The organism is Mesorhizobium sp. MC2-1-1, assembly GCF_057597255.1.
The window spans coordinates 2,486,225-2,501,121 of record NZ_CP195205.1; the positions used below are offsets into that span (position 1 = coordinate 2,486,225).

The window sequence follows — 14,897 nt, forward strand, 5'->3', positions numbered from 1 at the left end:
CAGACCGCAATGCATATCCTCGCCACCACGTCCGCTTCGCTCGATAATCTCGCCGAGCCGATCGACCTCAGGCAGACGCCTGCGGATGTCGTGGCCCTGTCCTTCACCGACAGCGATCTCGCAGGTTTGGCCACAGCCTGGAAAGCGGATGCCGCGCGGTTGCCGTCGATGCGGCTGGCGCCCCTTCGCGACCTTCGCCACCCCATGTCGGTCGACCTGTGGATCGACAGCGTCGCCCGCCATGCCAAGGTCATCCTCGTCCGCATCCTCGGCGGCTATGAATGGTGGCGCTACGGCTGCGACCAGCTCGCCGCGGTCGCGCACCAGCGCGGCATCAAACTGGCGCTGCTGCCCGGCGAAAGCCATGACGAGGACCAGCGCCTGATCGAGGCATCGACCTTGCCGCGCGCAGAACTCGACGCCCTGCTCGGCTACTTCCGCGAAGGTGGCCCGGCGAACATGGCGGCGCTGGTGCGAAGGCTGGCAAGGCTCGCCGGATCGGAGACGGCGGCGGCCGAGCCGGTCGGCGTGCCGAGGGCGGGATACTATCAGCCAGGTATCGGAGCCGTAGAGAAGCCTGAGCTTTCAACCGTCGGCTCTCCCGTCGTCCCCATCCTCTTCTACAGGTCGATGCTGCTTGCCGCGGACGTCGCGCCGATTGACGCACTGGCCGAGGCCTTAGATGCGCGAGGCGTAGCCCCTGTGCCGATCTTCGTGTCCAGCCTGAAGGACCCGGCGTCTCTCGCATTCGTCGAGAACGCGATCGCCTCGCTGACGCCATCGGCCATTGTCACCGCAACCGCCTTCGCGTCCGGCGCGGAACCTGGCGCCGAAACCCTGTTCGACCGCGCCGCCGTGCCCGTCTTCCAGGTGATTGTCGCTACAACGCGGCGCGAGGTCTGGGAAAAGAACCAGCGCGGCCTGGCGCCGGCCGATCTCGCCATGCATGTCGTGCTGCCCGAGCTCGACGGCCGCATCCTGGCGGGCGCGATCTCGTTCAAGGGCGAGGTCGAAACCGATCCGGCGCTGGCCTTTCGAGCGTTTGCGAACCGGCCGGAAGCGGATCGCGTCGCCCAGGTTGCCGGGCGCATCGCTGCCTTTATCCGCCTGCAAAGGACGCCGCGAGCCGAGCGCAGGCTTGCGATCCTCATTCCGGACTATCCGAGTGCGCCCGGCCGGACCGGATACGCCGTCGGGTTGGATGTGCCGTCCAGCGTGCTTGCCATGCTGCATGACCTGAAGGAACAGGGCTATGCGGTTGAAGGGATTCCTCAATCGCCGCGCGCGTTGCTGGATGCGCTGGAGATGGGCGGCGTTCAGCTCTCGCTGACGGACTATCAGTTCTTCTCGAAGGGGCTGCCGGCGGAAGCTGCGGCGGCGGTCGAAGCCGCTTGGGGCAAGGCAGAACGTGGCGCGACAGGACGCGAGCCTTCGCAGCCAGCGGGCGAAACGCGCTTCCCCTTCCGCGCCGCGACCTTCGGCAACATCACCGTGGCGCTCGCCCCCGATCGCGGCCGTTCGGCCGACCGCCGCTCCGACTACCACGACCCGACGCTGCCCCCACGCCACGAACTGATCGCCTTTGGCCTGTGGCTGCAGAAGTCGCTTGGCGTGCATGCCATCATCCATGTCGGCGCCCATGGCACGCTGGAATGGCTGCCGGGCAAGACCGTCGCGCTCTCCGACAATTGTTTCCCGGAGATCGTCACCGGCTCGCTGCCGGTCATCTACCCCTTCATCGTGTCCAATCCCGGCGAGGCGGCGCAGGCCAAGCGCCGCATTTCGGCTGTCACGCTCGGACACCTGCCGCCACCACTGACCGCCGCCGGCCTCGACGAGGCGCAACAAACGCTCGAGCGGCTGGTGGATGAGTATGCCCAGGCCGACGGGCTCGACCGACGCCGCCGCGATCGCCTGGCAAAGCTGATCGTCGAGACGGCGCGGGAAACAGGGCTGGCCTCGGAAGCCGGCGTCGCCAAGACCGATCAGCCCGATGAAGCGCTGCGGCGCATCGACGCCTGGCTCTGCGACCTCAAGGATTTCGCCGTCAAGGACGGGCTGCATGTCTACGGTCGCGCACCGGCGGACGAAGCCGATCCGCTGCGCCGGCAAAGCGCCGATGCGGAGAAGGCAGCCCTGCTTGCCGCGCTCGAAGGCCGCCACATCAAGGCCGGACCGGCCGGCGCGCCGGCGCGCGGCCGCGCCGATGTGCTGCCCACCGGCCGCAATCTGTTCACATCCGACCCGCGCACCATGCCGACACCGACCGCCTACGACCTCGGCCATGCCGCGGCGGAGGAGGTGGTGCGCGGCTACATGCAGAGCCACGGCGATTGGCCGCGCTCGCTGGTCATCGATCTCTGGGGCTCCGCCTCCTTGCGCACCGGCGGCGAGGAAATTGCGCAAGGGTTGGCGCTTATGGGCTGCCGCCCCCAATGGGATGCCGCAACCGGCCGCGTCACCGGCATCGAGGTGCTGCCGCCAGCCACGCTCGGCCGCCCGCGCATCGACGTCACCTGGCGCATTTCCGGCCTGTTCCGCGACATGTTCCCGACCCAGATCGCGCTGATCGACGCCGCCGCCAACGCCGTCGCCGGCCGCGATGAGGACGATTCCCAGAATCCGCTTGCCGCCGCTACACGCGCCGAAGGTAAGATCGGTCCGCGCATTTTCGGTACCTCGCCCGGCACCTATGGCGCCGGCGTCGAGGATTTGCTGTCGCGCGGGGAGTGGGGCGCGCGCGAGGAGATCGGCCGCGCCTATCTGGACGCCACCTCGCATGCCTATGGCGGCGCCGACGGCGAGGCGGTGTCGGCGCCCGGCGCCTTCGAGGGCCGCATCGCCGAGGCTGACCTCCTAGTTCACACCGGCGACGATCCGGGCCGCGACATTCTCGAAGGCTCGGCCGACGTCGCCTTCATCGGCGGCTTTTCGGCAGCGCTTGCGGCACTCGGCAGGAATGCCGACGTGATCGTGCTCGACACGACCGATCCGAAAAAGCCGAGGCCGCGTTCGGTCGGCGAAGCGGTTTCTCGCGTGGTGCGTGCACGCGCCGTCAATCCGCGCTTCATCGCCGGCCAGATGCGCCACGGCCCGCGCGGCGCCTCGGAATTCGCCGAAACGGTCGACCGCCTGGTCGGTTTCGCCGAAACCACCCATGCCATTCCCGGCGCCCTGATCGAGGCCGTGCATGACGCCTATATCGGCGACGCCGACGTCCGCGCTTTCCTTTTGCGCGAGAACCCCGCCGCCGCGAAGGTCATCGCCGAGCGTTTCCTCGCTGCGCGCCGTCGCGGGCTCTGGCATCCACTCCGGAATTCCATCGACGACGATCTCGCGGCCTTGATCGCCGAGGCGCAGGGAGTCGCGGCATGAACGCCTTTTCACGACGCGGCGCCTGCCCTGCGCTGAGCGCGCCGATGCAAACCGGCGACGGACTTCTTGTGCGGCTCAATCCGGTCACTGGAGGGCTTGCGCCCAACTTGCTGATCCGACTCGGCGAATCCGCGCTGCGCCACGGCAACGGCATCATGGAAGTGACTGCGCGCGGCAGCCTGCAGATTCGGGGCCTGACGACGGAAAGCGCGCGGCTGCTGGCGGCCGAGGTGGATGCCCTGGGCATCGCGGTGCGTAGCGGCGTCCCCGTCGAGTTCGGGCCGCTGGCGGGGATCGATCCGCAGGAGACCGCGGATCCGAGACCGCTGGCTGAGCTGGTCGCAGTGGCGATTGAAGAGGCCGGGCTGGCGGGAAGGCTTGGGCCGAAGGTGTCGGTGATCGTCGACGGCGGCGGGCAACTGACCATGGACGCGGTGACGGCTGACGTAAGGTTGAGCGCAGTGCGGACCACCTTTGGCGTCCAGTGGAGCGTGGCGGTTGCGGGAGGGGCGGGAAGTGCAAAACCCCTCACAACGGTCGATGCCGATGCAGCACGCGACATTGCCGTGGCAGCGCTCAGGATGGTCGCAGAAAAGGGCCGCGAGGCGCACACACGTGATTTGTCCGAGCGACAATTGGCATCTCTCGCAGGTTGGCACTCCTTCGCGCTCCCCTCCGTTAGGACAGGGATTGGCGCGGTAGATGGCCATCGCTTGCCGATTGGCCTTTTCAACCTCGGCACCACGCAAGCCCTCGGCATCGCCCTGCCCTTCGGCAGCATGCCGGCACAGAATCTCATCGAACTCGCCGCCCAAGCTGTGAACCTCGGCGCCACCGAAATCCGCTTCGCCCCCGGCCGCGCCCTGCTCTTCCTCGGCCTCTCGGCCCCTTCCTCGCTCCAGTCCTCCGCCGCCACCCTCGGCTTCGTCACCTCTCCCACCGACGCGCGCACCCGCATTGCCGCCTGCCCCGGCACACCAGCCTGCGCCTCGGGCCGCATCGCCACGCGCGCCATCGCCGAAACCGTTGCAAAACAAAGCGCCGACCTCCTCGACGCCTCGCTCATCCTGCACATTTCCGGCTGCGCCAAGGGCTGCGCGCATCCAGGCCCGGCAGCGCTCACGCTGGTCGGCGACGAAAACGGAGCCGGACTTGTCGTGGACGGGACGGCAAAGGCCCTTCCTGCCGGATACAGGCCGGGCTATGACGCCGCGCGCGGGGTCGCCGGCATAGCGATGGCGGTCCACGATGCGCGACATCCCGGCGAGACCATTGCCGCCTGCCTGGCAAGGCTTGGGGCGGCAGACATCGCCGAACTCTATCGACGGAACTGAAGCATGGCCGCCTACGACTATATCCATGATGGGATGGCGATCTACGAGCGCTCCTTCGCCATCATCCGCGCCGAGGCGGATCTGTCTCGTTTCTCCGAGGCCGAGGCCGATGTCGCGATCCGCATGATCCATGCCTGCGGTCAGGTCGAAGCCGCCAGCCATTTTGTCTTCTCCAGCGATTTCGTCGATGCGGCCCGCGCGGCACTTGCCGACGGCGCGCCGATCTTCTGTGACGCCGAGATGGTCGCGCATGGCGTCACCCGCGCCCGCCTGCCGGCCGGCAACGAGGTGATCTGCACGCTGCGCGACCCGCTTACGCATGACATCGCCAAGGCTATCGGCAACACCCGCTCGGCCGCCGCGATCGACCTCTGGGGCGAGCGCATGGCAGGCTCTGTCGTTGCCATCGGCAACGCACCGACCGCGCTCTTCTACCTGCTGGAAAGGCTGCGCGACGGCGCGCCAAGGCCCGCCGCGATCATCGGCATGCCGGTCGGTTTCGTGGGTGCGGCCGAATCCAAGGACGCGCTGGCCGAGAATCCCTACGGCGTGCCCTATGCCATCGTACGCGGCAGGCTGGGCGGCAGCGCCATGACCGCCGCCGCGCTGAATTCACTGGCGAGGCCCGGCCTGTGAACGCCCTCTTGAAAGGACGCCTGGTCGGCGTCGGTACTGGTCCGGGCGACCCCGAGCTTCTGACCCTGAAGGCGGCGCGCGCGCTGGCCGAGGCCGACGTCGTCGCCTATTTCGCCAAGCGCGGCAACAACAGCAACGCGCGCGCCATCGTCGAGGCCCGCTTTCGGTCGGACATGATCGAATTGCCCCTGCTCTATCCGGTGACCACCGAGATCGACAAGGATCACGAGGACTACCGTTCGCAGATCACAGATTTCTACGAGCAGTCGGCGGAGCAGGTCGCCGGGCATCTCGGCGCCGGCAGGATGGTGGCGGTGCTTTCGGAAGGCGATCCGCTTTTCTACGGCTCCTACATGCATCTGCATGTGCGCCTGGCGCACCGCTTCCCGACCGAGGTCATCCCCGGCATCACCGCCATGTCCGGCTGCTGGTCGCAGACAGGGCTGCCGATCGTCCAGGGCGACGACGTGTTGACCGTTCTGCCGGGCACGATGAGCGAGTTCGAGCTGACCCGCCGACTCGCCGACACCGATGCCGCCGTCATCATGAAGGTCGGGCGCAACCTGCCGAAGATCCGCCGCGCGCTGGAAGCGACCGGCAAGCTGGCCAGGGCCGTCTATGTCGAGCGTGGCACCATGCCGGGCAGCATTTCCATGCAGCTTGCCGACAAGCCGGATGACAAGGCCCCCTATTTCGCCATCGTGCTGGTCGCCGGCTGGTCGGCGCGCCCCGGAGCCAAAGCATGAGCGGCCGCCTCACCGTCATCGGCCTCGGGCCCGGCAATGCCGACCAGGTCACGCCGCAGGCCGCCAACGCCGTGGCCGAGGCTTCCTTCTTCTATGGCTACAAGCCCTATCTCGACCGGCTGCAACTGCGGCCGGATCAGATTCGCGTCGCCTCCGACAATCGAGAGGAGCTTGCCCGCTCCAACGATGCGCTGGCCAAGGCGGCCGAGGGCCATAGCGTGGCCGTCGTTTCCGGCGGCGATCCCGGCGTCTTCGCCATGGCGGCGGCTGTCTGCGAGGCGATCGAGGCCGGGCCGGCGGAATGGCGGGGAATCGACCTTGCGGTCGTTCCCGGCGTCACCGCCATGCTTGCGGTCGCCGCGCGCATCGGCGCGCCGCTCGGCCACGATTTCTGCGCCATCTCGCTGTCCGACAATCTTAAGCCCTGGGAGCTTATCGAGCTGCGCCTGCTGGCGGCGGCCGGAGCCGGCTTCGTCATCGCGCTCTACAACCCGATCAGCAAAGCCCGCCCCTGGCAGCTCGGCCGCGCGTTCGAATGCCTGAGGGCGATCCTGCCCGGCACCACTCCGGTAATCTTCGGCCGCGCCGCCGGCCGGCCCGACGAGCGCATCGAGGTTTTCCTGCTGGCGGACGCCGACGCGGAAAAAGCCGACATGTCGACCTGCATCATCATCGGCTCGCCCGAGACCCGCATCATCAAGCGAGGCGAAAAACCCGCGCTGGTCTACACGCCCCGTTCGGCAACCGGGTCGAAAAAATGATCGACTCTTGCCGCCAGCGCATCGACGGTTTCGGCCGAGGGCACGTCAGGCAGCGCCGGCCGGCGGATCATGACAACTTGGATGCCGAGCGCCCGCGCCGCGGCGATCTTGCCATAGGTCGCCTCGCCGCCGCTGTTCTTGGAAACGATGGCGTCTATCCCATATTTTTCGAGCAGCGCCCGTTCATCGGCTTGGGGAAACGGTCCGCGCGCCAGCAGGTAGAGCGCGTCGGGCACGGCAAGCTTCGGCTCGACCGGATCGACGCTGCGGATCACATAGCGATGCTGCGGCGCGGCCTCGAAGGCGCCGGCCTCCTGCCGGCCGATCGCCAGGAACACGCGGCGCGGCGCCGGACCGAGAGCACTGACCGCCTGAGCGACATTGTCGACCAGCGTCCAGCGATCGCCCGCGACAGGCTCCCAACCAGGACGCCGCAGCGCAAGGACCGGCACGCCGGACTGCCTGGCCGCTTCGGCGGCGTTGGCGGAAATGCGGGCGGCGTAAGGATGCGTGGCATCGATCAGCAGATCGATATGCTCTTCACGGAGATAGGCCGCCAACCCGGCGCCGCCGCCGAAGCCTCCCACGCGCACCGGCACGCCTTGCGCGGCCGGGCTCTCTGTGCGGCCGGCCAGCGACAGCATGACCGAGAAATCCGCTCGGCGGGCGAGCTTCCCCGCCAGTTGCCGGGCTTCCGTCGTGCCGCCGAGGATCAGGATATGGTGGGTCATCATGCCTGCTAAGGGTCCGCGCGCCGCCAAGCCAGCCTCGAAATGGCTGACCATCGTCGGCATCGGCGAGGACGGTGTAGCGGGTCTCGGCGACGAGGCCAAGCATCGCATCGCGCAGGCGCAGGTCGTGTTTGGCGGCAAGCGGCACCTCAGTCTTGTCGCGTCGCTGGCCAAGGGCGAAGCTCGCCCGTGGCCGACGCCCTTCGATGCCGAAATGCGCGACGTGCTGGCGCTGAAAGGCAAGAAAATCTGCGTGCTCGCGTCCGGCGACCCGTTCTTCCATGGTGTCGGCGTCACGCTGGCGCGCAAGGTCAAGCCGGAAGAGATGCTTGTCCTGCCGGCACCGTCGTCGCTGTCGCTGGCCGCATCCCGTCTCGGCTGGGCCTTGCAGGACGTGGAGACCATCTCACTGCATGGCCATTCGATCGACCTGATCCGGCCCCTGCTACACCCCGGCGCGCACATCCTTGCCCTGACATCCGACAGCAACGCCCCGGCGGCCGTCGCCGGGTTGCTCGACGAACTCGGTTTCGGCCCTTCTCGGTTGACCGTCCTCGAAGCGCTTGGCGGTGCGGATGAAGCGCATCGAACCTCGCACGCGGATGCCTTCGATCTCAAAAACATCAATCCGCTCAACGTTCTGGCGCTGGAAATTGAATCGGCGCCGGATGCTCGCGTCCTGCCCTTGACAGTTGGCCTCTCCGACCATCTGTTCGAGCATGACGGCCAGATCACCAAGCGCGAGATCCGCGCCATGACGCTGTCGGCGCTGGCGCCAAGGCGCGGCGAATTGCTGTGGGACATCGGCGCCGGTTCCGGCTCGATCGGCATCGAATGGATGCTGGCGCATCCTTCGCTGCGCGCCATTGCCATCGAGGCCAACGACGAACGCGCCGCTCGCATCCACCGCAATGCCGCGCATTGCGGTGTGCCGGGTCTTGTCGTGATCGAAGGCTCGGCGCCCAAGGCGTTCGCGAAGCTCGACACACCTGACGCGATCTTCATCGGCGGCGGCGGCAGCGATGCCGGCGTGCTGGAGAAGGCGATCAAGGCGCTCCGACCCGGCGGCCGGCTGGTCGCCAACGCCGTTACGCTCGAAATGGAAACGCTGCTGCTCGACCAGCACAACCAGCGCGGCGGCGACCTGATCCGCATTGCCCTGTCGCGCGCGGCGCCTGTCGGCTCCATGCAGGCCTGGCGCCCGGCCATGCCGGTCACGCAGTGGAGCTGGGTCAAGCCATGATGGTCGCGGGCATCGGCAGCCGCAAGGGCGTAAGCGTCGAGGAAGTGCTGGCGGCGATCGAGACCGCGCTGGAAGCACACGGCCTTGCGATATCAGCGCTTTCGGCGCTGGCGACCGCCCCGGTGAAGAAGGATGAGGCGGCGATTTCCGCCGCCGGCCGCTCACTCAACCTGCCGGTGGTGATCGCCGATGAACGGGTCCTGCAACTTGCATCGCCGGGCGCCCGCAGCCGCCGCGACCTCTCACAGGGCCGCGCCGGCACGCCGTCGGTCTCGGAGGCGTCGGCGCTTGCGGTTGCCGGAGCCGGTGCACGGCTGCTAGGGCCGCGCACCGTCGTTGGTCCGGTCACCTGCGCCATCGCCATCAGCGGAGACGCGCCATGAAGGTCCATTTCATCGGCGCCGGCCCGGGTGCCGCCGATCTCATCACGCTGCGCGGCGCGCGGCTCCTGGCCAGTTGTCCGGTCTGCCTCTATGCCGGCTCGATCGTCGCGCCGGAATTGCTCGAGCATTGCGCGCCCGGCACCAGGTTGATCGACACCGCGCCGATGTCGCTTGACGAGATCGAGGCCGAATATGTCGCCGCCCACAAGGCCGGGCACGACGTCTCACGCTTGCATTCCGGCGATCTTTCGGTTTGGAGCGCGGTTGCCGAGCAGATAAGGCGGCTGGAAAAGCACGGCATTCCTTACACGCTGACCCCGGGCGTCCCCTCCTTCGCGGCGGCGGCGGCGGCACTTCGCCGCGAGCTCACCATTCCCGAGCTCGCCCAAAGCCTGGTGCTGACCCGCGTTTCCGGCCGCGCCTCGAAAATGCCGCCGGGCGAGACGCTTGCCGGCTTCGGCCGCACCGGCTCCACGCTTGCCATCCATCTTGCCATCCACGCCATCGACCGCGTCGTCGCCGACTTGACGCCGCTCTACGGCGCCGAATGCCCGGTCGCGGTCGTCTTCCGGGCGTCCTGGCCTGACGAGCGTATCCTGACCGGCACGCTCGGCACCATCGAAGCGCAACTGGCGGATAAACCGATGGAGCGCACGGCGATCATCTTCGTCGGCAGTGCGCTCGCGGTGCAGGATTTCAGCGAAAGCTCTTTGTACGACGCCCACTACCAGCGGCGTTTTCGCGGACGGGACGGATTGTGAACGGCGGCGCCAATATGAACGGACGGGCAACGGTGCAGCAGGCGCTGGCGCGGCTGAACTTCAAGCCGCGCGAGCTGGAGCCCGGTCATGTCTGGCTGGCCGGCGCCGGCCCGGGCGATCCCGGCTGCCTGACGCTTGAGGTGCTTGCTGCCCTCGGACAATGCGACGTGCTGGTCTATGACGCTCTGGTCTCGCCCGAGGTCGTGGCCGTGGCCCAGGGCGCTGAGCTTTTCTACGTCGGGAAACGCGGCGGCCAGCCCTCGATGAAGCAGGACGACATCAACGCGCTCTTGTTGCGATTGGCGCGTGAGGGCCGCCGCGTCGTTCGCCTCAAGGGCGGCGACCCCTATATTTTCGGGCGCGGCGGCGAAGAGGCCTTGGCGCTGGCGGGCGAAGACATTCCGTTCCGTGTGCTTTCCGGCCTGACCTCCGGTCTCAGCGCGTTGGCCGCCACCGGCATACCCGCCACCATGCGCGGCATCAACAAGGCCGTCATCCTCGCCACAGGTCATGCGGCCGGCACCGATGACGACATCGACTGGACCGCGATCGCCCGCACCGGACAGCCGGTCGTGGTCTATATGGGCATGGCCAACTTGCCGGTGATTGCGGCCAAGCTGCTCGAGGGCGGCCTCGCGCCTTCGACCCCGGCCGCGGTGATCGTCGCGGCGACCACGCCGCGGGAACGCATCCTCGTCGCCACGCTCGCCACCATCGCCGACGAGGCCGCGGCCGCCGGACTCGCTTCCCCGGCGCTGATCGTCATCGGCGGCATCGTCGCAATGCGCGCGGCACTCGCGGGCGGCGCATGAGCGCGCGCGCGATCATCATCGGCGCGCCGCGCTCCGGCTCAGGCAAGACCAGCGTGACCATCGGCCTGTTGCGCGCGCTTGCCCGGCGCGGTCTGAAAGTGCGCGGCGCAAAGTCGGGCCCAGACTATATCGATCCCGGCTTCCACGCTGCCGCCACCGGCCTTGCCGGCGTCAATCTCGACAGCTGGGCGATGTCGCCTTCCCTGCTCAATGCTCTGGCGGCCCAGGCGGCGGATGACGCCGAATACATCATCCTCGAGAGCGCGATGGGCCTGTTCGACGGCATCCCCGCGCCGGAGGGCCGCACGGGTTCCGCCGCCGATCTCGCCCGGCTCTACGGCCTGCCGGTGCTGCTGGTGCTCGACGTTTCCGGACAGTCGACCACTGCGGCTGCGGTGGCCAAGGGTTTCGCGACCTATGATGCGGATGTGCGCATGGCCGGCGTCGTGCTCAACCGGCTCGGCAGCGAACGCCACCGGCGGCTGTCAGGCGACGCGATCGAAGCGATCGGCTTGCCCGTGGTAGGCGCCATCCTGCGCGATCCGAACCTCAACCTGCCAGAGCGGCACCTTGGCCTCGTCCAGGCCGGCGAGTATGAGAACCTGATGGCGCATCTCGACCGGCTTGCAGACATGGTGGAGAAATCGCTCGACATCGACGCCATCCTGGCGCTGGCCACCCCGCTGGAGCCCACGGCCGGTGACTTCGGTGACGCGCTGCAGCCGCCGGGGCAGCGGATCGCGTTGGCGGAAGATGCCGCCTTCACCTTCCTCTATCCCCATGTCGCCGCGTATTGGCGCAAGGCGGGCGCCGAGATCGTGCCTTTTTCGCCGCTTGCCGATGAGGCACCTGCGCAGGACTGCGATGTTTGCTGGCTGCCCGGCGGCTATCCCGAACTGCATGCCGGCAAGCTCGCGAACGCGACAAACTTCCAGGCTGGAATGGCGCGCTTCGCGGCGGCGAAACCGGTCCATGGCGAGTGCGGCGGCTTCATGATGCTGGGCGAAATGCTGGAAGACGCGGACGGCGTGAGCCACAGGATGCTCGGCCTGCTAGGCCACTCGACCAGCTTCGCCAAGCGCAGGATGAACCTTGGTTATCGCGAGGCGCGGTTGCGCGCCGCCTGCCCGTTGGGGTCGGAAGGCACGCTGATACGCGGTCATGAATTCCACTATGCGCAGATGACCGCCACCGGCAACGACGCGCCTTTGGCCGACCTTGCCGACGGCCAGGGCAATCCGCTTGGCGCTTCGGGCTACCGCCGCGGCCATGTCAGCGGCACCTTCTTCCATGCCATAGCGAGGAGCGCATGAACGGCCCTTCCGCGCCCCGGCAATTGCTTGACGATATCGGCCTCAGTCTCGTCTTCTTCACCAGGCTGCGGCTGCCGTCGAGCGATTTCGGCGGCCGCAGCCTGGCGGATGCCATCTGGGCGGCGCCCTTCGCCGGCCTCGCGGTGGCGATCATCGGCGCCCTCGTCTACGCCATCGCCGACGTGTTCGGCCTGACGGCCGGGCCGGCCTCGGCGCTTGCGCTCGCCGCGACGATGTTGGTCACCGGCTGCCTGCACGAGGACGGGCTTTCCGATATCGCCGATGGTTTCGGCGGCGGCGGGACGCGCGAGAAGAAGCTGGAGATCATGCGCGACAGCCGCATCGGCGCCTATGGCGCCGCCGCGCTTGGGCTGTCGCTGCTCATCCGCTGGAGTGCCCTGTCCGCACTCATCGGCCCTGGCCACGTGTTCCTGGCGCTGTTCGCCGCGCATGCCGCCTCGCGCGGCCTGTTCGGTGCCTTCATGCATCTTGTGCCGCCGGCCCGCGGCGACGGTCTGTCTGCCAATGCGGGCTCCGTCACGACCGAGACCGCCATGATCGGCGCGGCGCTCGGTGCGGTAGCGCTGCTGGCGCTCGGCCTTGGCGGCGCGATCGCCGCGCTCATCCTGCTCGCCCTTCTCTTCACGGCCTTCCGCGCGCTTTGCCTCGGTCAGATCGGCGGCCAGACCGGCGACACGATCGGCGCGCTGCAGCAGCTCGGCGAGATCACGGTGCTGCTTACCGCTTCCGTTTGCCTTTCCTGATTCTCTTTCGGAGACCTTGCCCCCATGTCCCCCCAATCGACTGCGTTCAAATCCCTCGAAGACCTGCGCGCCGCCTGCCTCGGCCTTCCTGCCGGCAGCGACGCTGCCGCCAGCGCCATTGCGAGACGGCAGGATACGCTGACCAAGCCGCAAGGCAGCCTCGGCCGTTTGGAAACGATCGCAGCCTGGCTCGGCCGCTGGCAGGGCCGCGACATGCCGAAGCTCGACCATGTCAAGGTCTTCGTCTTCGCCGGCAATCACGGCGTCACGGCGCAGGGCGTATCGGCCTATCCTTCCGAAGTCACCGTGCAGATGGTGGCGAATTTCGCCGGCGGCGGCGCGGCCATCAACCAGCTTGCCCGTATCGCCGGCGCCAGTCTCGACGTCATCCCGCTTGATCTCGACCATCCGACCGGCGATTTCACCATAGTGCCGGCGATGGACGAACAGGCATTCCTCGCAGCCGTCTCGGCCGGCTACGATGCGGTGACCAAAGATCTGGACCTCGTCTGCTTCGGCGAGATGGGCATCGGCAACACAACGCCGGCGGCGGCGATCTCGACGGCTCTTTTCGGCGGCAGCGCGGAGAAATGGACCGGGCGCGGCACCGGCGTCGACGACGCTGGCCTGAAGCGCAAGGTCGTGGCCATCGAGGCAGGCCTCAAGCGCCATGCCGATTCGCTGTCGGACCCGCTCAAGATCGCCGCTGCCCTTGGCGGACGCGAACTCGCCGCCATTCTCGGCGCCACGCTTGCCGCGCGCCACAACAACGTACCTGTGCTGCTCGACGGTTTTGTATGCACCGCCGCGGTCGCACCATTGGCAAGGCTGCACCCGACCGGTCTTGCCCACACCATCGCCGCCCATGTCTCCGCCGAAGCCGGCCACCGCCGCCTGCTGGAGGCGCTCGGCCTGCCGCCGCTGCTCGATCTCGGCATGCGGCTTGGCGAAGGCTCAGGAGCCTGCCTGGCCGTCAACATCGTGCGCTCCGCACTCGAATGCCACGCTAGGATGGCGAGCTTCGCCGAGGCCGGCGTTTCGGAGAAATAAGCCAGAGATGGGGCGTTTCGCCGTCTCCAAGACCGGCAAAACTCCTATCTGGTCATCCAAGGCGCAATGTCACCCGTTCACACCGGGCGATCTCGCGGGCAGTCTTATTGCGAGGCGGCGAACCCGCATTGCTTCTGTTCCCCTTCGATCTGCATCGTGATGCGGATGGGCTTGCCGGCGCCGGAACCTCGTCGAACCGCATCAGCCCGACGGGTACTTATACCGACAATTTCGACGCGACACGTTGGCTGGTCAGCTCCACCCTCCAGGGAAAATGGCAATATGACGCTTGGACCTTCTCGCCGCGGGCGCGATTCTCCTATTTCCAGGAGACCTCGGACGCCTATGTCGATGGCCTTGGCGTGCCGATTCCGTCGGTCGCCACAAGTCTCGGCCAGATAGCCCTTGGTCCCGGCGTCTCATACCGCTATTTCACTGACCAGGGCGTGGCGCTTGATTTCGGTCTTCGCCTCGACGGCATCTTCAACATCGGCGACACCTCAGCGGACGGCGGCGGCGATTTCCACGGCCGCGCCGAGGTGAGCGTGGATGCCAGCATGCCCGGCGGCGCGCGGCTCGGCTTGTCCGTCGCCCAAGGCGGGATCGGCGGCAACAGCGCGGACTATCTCAGCGGCCGCCTGAGGGTCTCCACCCCGCTCGACTGAGCCGGTTCAGGAACCTGCCGCGTCATTGAACGTGGGTGGAGAGGTGCGCGAATACAGCTCTTCCAGCAGTCGCGCGTGCGCAATGTGGATCACAACCCTCGACATCATGTCGAAAAGGCAAGTCCGTGGTGGCGCGGGCAGTGTCTGTAATATCTGCCTGGGGCAGCAGTCCCGGTGGCCTCTATGCGTTCCGTATCGACGCCAAAGGGGTTCAGGCGATTGTCCAGCGCAATCCCTCGCCGGGGACCGTCGGCAACATTACCCCGGTCTACACGACAGGCAAAGGCTAGCCGTCACCGCGCTCAGCCGCCCACTTTTGGCGA

At 67.7% G+C, this 14,897-nt stretch carries 15 protein-coding genes; 14 read left to right on the forward strand and 1 reads right to left on the reverse strand.

Translation table 11 applies throughout. The annotated features are described in order from the left end of the window. Positions 1-9 precede the first annotated feature (9 nt). Genes cobN through ACR64R_RS12525 form a run of 5 tightly spaced genes read left to right on the forward strand, consistent with a single transcriptional unit; the run spans position 10 to position 6,852 of the window. A complete protein-coding gene (cobN, locus tag ACR64R_RS12505) occupies positions 10-3,375 on the forward strand; it encodes a cobaltochelatase subunit CobN (RefSeq protein WP_487361922.1) in 3,366 nt (1,121 codons plus the stop codon). Continuing rightward, the gene (cobG, locus tag ACR64R_RS12510) at positions 3,372-4,709 is read left to right on the forward strand and encodes a precorrin-3B synthase (protein ID WP_487361923.1); all 1,338 of its coding nucleotides are present in this window, start codon (positions 3,372-3,374) and stop codon (positions 4,707-4,709) included. The genes cobN and cobG overlap by 4 nt, the downstream gene beginning before the upstream one ends. Positions 4,710-4,712: 3 nt before the next feature. After that, positions 4,713-5,345 carry a precorrin-8X methylmutase gene (locus ACR64R_RS12515; RefSeq protein ID WP_487361924.1) on the forward strand — a complete coding sequence of 211 codons (633 nt, stop codon included), beginning with the start codon at positions 4,713-4,715 and terminating at the stop codon, positions 5,343-5,345. Then, entirely contained in the window at positions 5,342-6,091 is a 750-nt protein-coding gene (locus tag ACR64R_RS12520; protein WP_487361925.1) for a precorrin-2 C(20)-methyltransferase, read from the forward strand. Before ACR64R_RS12515 ends, ACR64R_RS12520 begins: the two co-directional genes overlap by 4 nt. Then, positions 6,088-6,852 (forward strand): precorrin-3B C(17)-methyltransferase, encoded by a 765-nt coding sequence (locus ACR64R_RS12525; protein WP_487361926.1) that lies wholly within the window; start codon positions 6,088-6,090, stop codon positions 6,850-6,852. Before ACR64R_RS12520 ends, ACR64R_RS12525 begins: the two co-directional genes overlap by 4 nt. Here ACR64R_RS12525 and ACR64R_RS12530 read toward each other — a convergent pair. Continuing rightward, complete coding sequence (locus ACR64R_RS12530) at positions 6,816-7,583, reverse strand: cobalt-precorrin-6A reductase (RefSeq protein ID WP_487361927.1); 768 nt, start codon at positions 7,581-7,583, stop codon at positions 6,816-6,818. The genes ACR64R_RS12525 and ACR64R_RS12530 overlap by 37 nt on opposite strands. Before the next feature lies 1 nt (position 7,584). Here ACR64R_RS12530 and cbiE point away from each other — a divergent pair, with 1 nt between their 5' ends. The 9 genes from cbiE to ACR64R_RS12575 all read left to right on the forward strand — a co-directional run bounded on the left by cbiE (position 7,585) and on the right by ACR64R_RS12575 (position 14,864). Beyond that, positions 7,585-8,826 carry a precorrin-6y C5,15-methyltransferase (decarboxylating) subunit CbiE gene (cbiE, locus tag ACR64R_RS12535; RefSeq protein WP_487361928.1) on the forward strand — a complete coding sequence of 414 codons (1,242 nt, stop codon included), beginning with the start codon at positions 7,585-7,587 and terminating at the stop codon, positions 8,824-8,826. Continuing rightward, complete coding sequence (locus ACR64R_RS12540) at positions 8,823-9,209, forward strand: cobalamin biosynthesis protein (protein WP_487361929.1); 387 nt, start codon at positions 8,823-8,825, stop codon at positions 9,207-9,209. The genes cbiE and ACR64R_RS12540 overlap by 4 nt, the downstream gene beginning before the upstream one ends. Beyond that, entirely contained in the window at positions 9,206-9,970 is a 765-nt protein-coding gene (gene cobM / locus ACR64R_RS12545) for a precorrin-4 C(11)-methyltransferase (protein ID WP_487361930.1), read from the forward strand. Before ACR64R_RS12540 ends, cobM begins: the two co-directional genes overlap by 4 nt. A gap of 14 nt (positions 9,971-9,984) precedes the next feature. After that, positions 9,985-10,782, forward strand: coding sequence for a uroporphyrinogen-III C-methyltransferase (gene cobA, locus ACR64R_RS12550; RefSeq protein ID WP_487361931.1), 798 nt, complete (start codon positions 9,985-9,987; stop codon positions 10,780-10,782). Beyond that, positions 10,779-12,095, forward strand: coding sequence for a cobyrinic acid a,c-diamide synthase CobB (locus tag ACR64R_RS12555; protein ID WP_487361932.1), 1,317 nt, complete (start codon positions 10,779-10,781; stop codon positions 12,093-12,095). Before cobA ends, ACR64R_RS12555 begins: the two co-directional genes overlap by 4 nt. Next, complete coding sequence (locus ACR64R_RS12560) at positions 12,092-12,859, forward strand: adenosylcobinamide-GDP ribazoletransferase (RefSeq protein ID WP_487361933.1); 768 nt, start codon at positions 12,092-12,094, stop codon at positions 12,857-12,859. Before ACR64R_RS12555 ends, ACR64R_RS12560 begins: the two co-directional genes overlap by 4 nt. A gap of 24 nt (positions 12,860-12,883) precedes the next feature. Then, entirely contained in the window at positions 12,884-13,909 is a 1,026-nt protein-coding gene (gene cobT, locus ACR64R_RS12565; protein WP_487361934.1) for a nicotinate-nucleotide--dimethylbenzimidazole phosphoribosyltransferase, read from the forward strand. Positions 13,910-14,037: 128 nt separating this feature from the next. After that, positions 14,038-14,574 (forward strand): hypothetical protein, encoded by a 537-nt coding sequence (locus ACR64R_RS12570; RefSeq protein WP_487361935.1) that lies wholly within the window; start codon positions 14,038-14,040, stop codon positions 14,572-14,574. Positions 14,575-14,714: 140 nt separating this feature from the next. Beyond that, positions 14,715-14,864: a hypothetical protein gene (locus tag ACR64R_RS12575; protein WP_487361936.1), complete on the forward strand. Its 150-nt coding sequence runs from the start codon at positions 14,715-14,717 to the stop codon at positions 14,862-14,864. The last annotated feature ends 33 nt before the right edge of the window (positions 14,865-14,897 follow it).

Excerpts from the sequence above, each read along its gene's own strand:
- cobT (WP_487361934.1), top strand. The coding sequence starts at position 12,884 with ATGTCCCCCCAATCGACTGCGTTCAAATCCCTCGAAGACCTGCGCGCC.
- cobN (WP_487361922.1), top strand. The coding sequence starts at position 10 with ATGCATATCCTCGCCACCACGTCCGCTTCGCTCGATAATCTCGCCGAG.
- cobG (WP_487361923.1), top strand. The coding sequence starts at position 3,372 with ATGAACGCCTTTTCACGACGCGGCGCCTGCCCTGCGCTGAGCGCGCCG.
- cbiE (WP_487361928.1), top strand. The coding sequence starts at position 7,585 with ATGCCTGCTAAGGGTCCGCGCGCCGCCAAGCCAGCCTCGAAATGGCTG.
- ACR64R_RS12560 (WP_487361933.1), top strand. The coding sequence starts at position 12,092 with ATGAACGGCCCTTCCGCGCCCCGGCAATTGCTTGACGATATCGGCCTC.
- ACR64R_RS12515 (WP_487361924.1), top strand. The coding sequence starts at position 4,713 with ATGGCCGCCTACGACTATATCCATGATGGGATGGCGATCTACGAGCGC.
- ACR64R_RS12555 (WP_487361932.1), top strand. The coding sequence starts at position 10,779 with ATGAGCGCGCGCGCGATCATCATCGGCGCGCCGCGCTCCGGCTCAGGC.
- ACR64R_RS12525 (WP_487361926.1), top strand. The coding sequence starts at position 6,088 with ATGAGCGGCCGCCTCACCGTCATCGGCCTCGGGCCCGGCAATGCCGAC.
- ACR64R_RS12530 (WP_487361927.1), bottom strand. The coding sequence starts at position 7,583 with ATGACCCACCATATCCTGATCCTCGGCGGCACGACGGAAGCCCGGCAA.
- ACR64R_RS12540 (WP_487361929.1), top strand. The coding sequence starts at position 8,823 with ATGATGGTCGCGGGCATCGGCAGCCGCAAGGGCGTAAGCGTCGAGGAA.
- cobM (WP_487361930.1), top strand. The coding sequence starts at position 9,206 with ATGAAGGTCCATTTCATCGGCGCCGGCCCGGGTGCCGCCGATCTCATC.
- cobA (WP_487361931.1), top strand. The coding sequence starts at position 9,985 with ATGAACGGACGGGCAACGGTGCAGCAGGCGCTGGCGCGGCTGAACTTC.